This is a genomic window from Corallococcus sp. AB018 (genome assembly GCF_003986945.1).
Taxonomy (GTDB): domain Bacteria; phylum Myxococcota; class Myxococcia; order Myxococcales; family Myxococcaceae; genus Corallococcus; species Corallococcus exiguus.
On record NZ_RAWR01000372.1, the window covers coordinates 1 to 4,906 of the forward strand.

Below are 4,906 nucleotides of genomic sequence, written 5' to 3' on the forward strand. Positions count from 1 at the left end.
CTCAAGGGGGGGCATGGGACATGGGGAGGGCACGGGCTTTGGGCTGAGCGCGCGTCCGGCCGGCGCCTTCGTCATCCGCGGAGACAGGGTGTCGTGGCTGCCTGTCGTGGAGCCCACGCGCATCATCCTCGGCCTGCAGGTGCTGGCTGGCATCGCCCTGCTCGTCCACTCACTCACGCGGCAGCGTGGCCATGACCGTCACGTTTTCGCTGCCTAGAGAGGACATCACATCGCTGGCCGGACGCCGCCTACCAACAGCTCTCCCAAACCGTCAGGAACAAGCGAGCGGGAGTCGGGTCACGTGCCCTGGAATCGAAGCGCGACTTCCTTCAGGTGTGTTCGGCACATGAAGAGATAGGCCGTCCACACATCGCCCCAACTGGCATCCGTCACATCAGAGGGAGAGAGCTGCAGCAGCAGTTCCATCAGCTCCCCACAAACGGTGCATCGTGGTGTCTGGTCTGGGCCGTTCACCCAATTGGGATATCCGCCGAGCACGACCCCTCTGTTGCGTGAGTGGGGTTTCTCGCGGGCGTGGGTTAGCTCACTGGCGACTCGAGCCACCACGTGCCAGTTCTCCCACGCCTGCCGAGCACCGGAGTTTCCGGGGACTCGGTCCCAGAGCGGGGGACAGTGCACCTCGAACCCAACGTCATCAGGGAGCGATTGTTCGAGTCGTGGGGTCACGAATCGAGGCTCGAACTCTTGCCAGTGGTAGCCTTTGGAGGCATCCGGCTCCAGTCGGAGTTCGCATGCCTGGGAAGGCGAGAGCGACGGGTACGCCATCACCCGAAATCCTTCCCGCTCCTTGATTCCGTCCCGCGGCTTTTTGGGGTGCAGCGGGCCGCAGTCCCAGCAGTAGAAGAACGTGAAGAAGGCGATGCCGAGCGTGGGCGAGTGCCGAGCGTCTCGTACATGGTTCACCTGCGCAACGAAGCTCAGGAGATGGCCGCGGTCACAGATGGGCCACCGTTCGCCACCGCGCCCCGTGGGCACGCCACCGAAGCGCGTGGCAAGCAGCGAGTCGTCGCGGGAGGAAGCTCCCGGCACCAGCATCGTGCGCTGGCGAATCAACGGACGTAGCCATCGACCGACCTCGTCCGCGCTGAGGGCATCGATTTTGTCGCTCCGGGCCTTGGACATGGGCGGTGAACGTAGCCTGCCGGGCAGACGGAGCGAAGGCGCGCGGGCAATTGCATCCAGCCCCAACCGTGAGTCGCGGACGGACATCCACTCGCTTCTAGCGCAGCGCCGCGAGGGCCGCGCCGACCTTCGCCACCGTCACCGACACGGGCGTCGTCACCTCCGGAGCGAAGATGGCCACGCGGAGCTCCTCGAAGGCCCACCGCAGCTCCTGCGCCGCCTCCTGGTCACGCGCGGTGGTGGACCTGGCGAGGAAGGTCTCCCACAGGGGGAGGAAGGGCGCGGCCTTGCCTGCGTCCTTGGCGGGGTTCGCCACCGCACGCGCCAGCCGTGCCTGGGCCGCGCGGAGGTAGCGCGAGTAGTGCAGCAGTCGTACGAGGGGAATCCACTCGATGAGGTTCGCGGGGAACAACTGCCCGAGCTGCGAGCGGATGTCCCGCACGGCCGCCGCGCCGCTCGGCCCCTTGGAGGCCGCCTTGAGTGCGGCGAGCGTCGCAGCGAGCTCCGAGGAGGTGACGACGACGGCGTTCGCCCAGTCACGGGCCTCACGCTCGATGCGCGGTGAGCCCTCTTGGACCAGCGCCTCGAAGGCTGCCTTCGTGCGGGGCAGTGGCGCACCCGGTGCGAGCTTGAACGCATCGTCGACGCTGCGTGCGAGGACGAGCGCCTTGAAGGCGTCAGCCTTGCCCCGCGCGGGCGGCGCGCCGTCCAGGGTCGGGAAGGGGAGCGGCATGCGCGCGGCGCTGACGGCCACGTGTCCGCGCGCGGCGAGCATCAGGAGCCGGCGGACCCCCGTTCGCGTGGCCGCGTCGGCGGCGGCGGAGGTCTCGAGCAGCACCAGGTCCACGGCAGCGCCCCGGTCGACGAGCGCGGGATAGCTGCGGACCTCGAGCCCACCGATCCGCCGGGTAACAAAGGGGGGCAGCTCGCCGAAGGTCCAGGCCGTCAGCCCCTTGCGCTCCCAGTCCGCAGTCGGTGCCACGCTGCGCAGCGCCGCCCGTGCATGTCCCCCGTGCTGCTCGAGCAGCGCGTCGGCGTCGCGGCTGCGTGCGAGCTCCTTTCCCCGCTCGTCGAGCACCCGGAGCGTGATGCGCAGGTACGGTGGCACGGCATCCGCCCGGAAGGACTCCTCGGGCACGTCCACGCCGCACAGCCGTGACACCGCACGCGCGAGCGCGGGAATCATCGGCCCGCGGAAGGGCACCAGTTCCTTTTCGAGGCGGTCGACCAGGGCCGGCACCGGCCCCAGTTGCTTGCGCAGGGCGCGGGGAACCTGATCGAGCAGGGCGGTGAGCTTCTCCCTCTGCCACCCGGGGATGGTCCAGTCGAGCTCACCTGGGACGAGCTGCGCGAGCAGCAGCAGCGGCACGCTCAGGGTGATGCCGTCGTCATCGGCCGAGGGGTCGAAGGTGTACGTCACCGGTACGGACGCGCCGTGCAGGGTGATGGAGTCCGGGTAGTGCGCCGGGGACAGGCCCGGGTCGTGCGAGAGGGCATCCTCCATCGAGAGGATGAGCACGTCGGGGTCGGCCGCCTCGGCCTTGCGGCGCCAGGCCTCGAAGCCCGCTCCGTCCGTCACGTCCGCCGGGACGCGCTGGTCGAAGAACGTCAGCAGCGCCTCGCTGTCGAGCAGCTCGCTGCGCCGGGCCTTGTCCCGCAGGCGCGCCACGCGATCGAGCACCTCTTGGTTCTCCTCCTGGAACGCCCCCCGGGTGCGGTACTCGCCGCGCACCAGGGCATGCTCGAGGAACATCAGCCGTGCCCGGGCGGGGTCCATGCTGGACAGGGACACGGGGCGCTCCTTGAAGACCTGCAGCCCGAAGAGGGTCGCGTTCTCCTTCACGATGGCGCGCGCGGACTTCTCCGACCAGTGCGGTTCGGAGTAGCTGCGCTTGAGCAGGTGGGGGGCCGCCGACGCGAGCCACTCCGGTTCGAGCTTCGCCACCGTGCGCGCGAACAGCTGGGTCGTCTCCACGAGCTCGAACGCCATCGCCCAGGCAGGGGGCTTCTTCGAGAGCGCCGACGAGGGATGGACCATGAAGCGCGTCTGCTTCGCGCCCGTGTAGTGGCGCTGCTCCGGATTCCACTGGCCGATGCGGGACAGCAGCCCGGTGAGGAGCGCCTGGTGCAGGACGTCCCCGCGCGCCGGGGCGCCCCGGCCCTTGCGAGGCAGGCGCAGCTCGCGGACGGTCTCCTCGAGCTGGCGCTGGACGTCTCGCCACTCGCGCACCCGCAGGAAGGACAGGAAGTTGTCCCGGCACACGCGCCGCAGATGGGACGTCCCGCGCTCCTCGGCCTCGCGCACGAACGCCCACAGCTTGAGCAGCCCCGTGAAGTCCGAGTGCTCGTCACGGAAGCGCCGGTGCAGCTCGTCCGCCTTCTGCGCGAGCTCCCGTGGCCGCTCGCGCGGGTCCTGCAGGTTGAGCGCCGCGGCGACGATGAGCACCTCGTCCACGCACCCGTACTCGGCGCCGGCGAGAATCATCCGCGCGATGCGCGGGTCCACCGGGAAGCGCGCGAGCTGGTGCCCGAGCGGCGTCAAGGTGCGCTCCTTGCCCTCGATGGCCCCGAGCTCCTCGAGCACCCGCCAGCCCTCGGCGATGGCCCTCGGCTGGGGCGGGTCGAGGAAGGGGAAGTCCTCGACGTCACCGAGGCCGAGGGACTTCATCCGCAGGATGACCCCCGCGAGCCCGGTGCGTTTGATCTCCGGGTCGGTGAAGGCGGGCCGCGTGGTGAAGCTCACCTCGTCGTAGAGGCGCACGCAGATGCCCTCTCGCACGCGGCCGCAGCGCCCCTTGCGCTGGTCGGCGCTGGCCTGGGAGACCGGCTCGATTTGCAGGCGAGTGGTGCCCGAGCGTGGGTCGTAGCGCGACAGGCGCGCCACCCCCGTGTCCACGACGTACACGATGCCCGGGATGGTGATCGACGTCTCCGCGACGTTGGTGGCGAGGATGACCCGTCGCTGGGGGATGGTGGCGAAGACGCGCGACTGCTCGGAGGCCGACAGGCGCGAATACAGGGGCTGCACCACTGTGCCGCGGAGCTCGCGCGCGTTCAGGGCATTCTCGGCCTCGCGGATCTCCCGCTCGCCAGGGAGGAACACGAGCACGTCCCCGTCCGGGTCGAGCGAGAGCACGTTCGCCACCGAATCGGCGACGGAGTCGGCGAGCTCGTCGTCCTCGGGGGGCGGCTCATAGAGCACGTCCACCGGAAAGGTACGGCCCTCCACCTGGATGACGGGAGCGCCCCCGAAGAACTGTGAGAAGCGCTCGGTCTCGATGGTGGCCGAGCTCACCACCACCTTGAGGTCGGGGCGTCTGGGGAGGATGCGCCTGAGCCACCCGAGCAGGAAGTCGATGGTGAGGCTGCGCTCGTGGGCCTCGTCGAGCACGATGGTGTCGTAGCGGCTCAGCAGCGGGTCGCTGTGGATCTGCGCGAGCAGCACGCCGTCGGTCATGAACTTCACGGCCGTCCGCCGGGTCGAGCGGTCCTCGAAGCGGATCTGATAGCCGACGTCCGTACCCAGCTCCGTGCCGAGCTCGCGAGCCACGCGCGCCGCCACGCTCGTCGCGGCGATACGCCGGGGCTGGGTGACGCCAATCTGGCGCGGGCGGCCGCGCCCCATGGCGAGCAGGATCTTCGGCAGCTGCGTCGTCTTCCCCGAGCCGGTGGCCCCCGCGACGATGACCACCTGATGGGCGGAGATGGCCGCGGTGATGTCCTCCACCCGGCTCGAGATGGGGAGCTCGGGGGGGAAGCGCAG

At 69.9% G+C, this 4,906-nt stretch carries 2 protein-coding genes and 1 pseudogene; 1 reads left to right on the plus strand and 2 read right to left on the minus strand.

Features of this window, described 5'->3' with window-relative positions; genetic code table 11:
- A pseudogene (locus D7Y11_RS41610) lies at positions 1-217 on the plus strand (hypothetical protein); the annotation flags it as partial.
- Positions 218-297: 80 nt separating this feature from the next.
- Here the strand turns inward: D7Y11_RS41610 and D7Y11_RS41615 are convergent.
- Complete coding sequence (locus D7Y11_RS41615; RefSeq protein WP_158629215.1) at positions 298-1,143, minus strand: DUF1963 domain-containing protein; 846 nt, start codon at positions 1,141-1,143, stop codon at positions 298-300.
- Positions 1,144-1,240: 97 nt separating this feature from the next.
- Positions 1,241-4,906, minus strand: a complete 3,666-nt coding sequence (gene hrpA / locus D7Y11_RS41620) for an ATP-dependent RNA helicase HrpA (RefSeq protein ID WP_121756095.1) — start codon at positions 4,904-4,906, stop codon at positions 1,241-1,243.

Bases quoted from the DNA above. Each gene is read 5' to 3' on its own strand.
- D7Y11_RS41615 (WP_158629215.1), bottom strand. From the start codon at position 1,143: ATGTCCAAGGCCCGGAGCGACAAAATCGATGCCCTCAGCGCGGACGAG.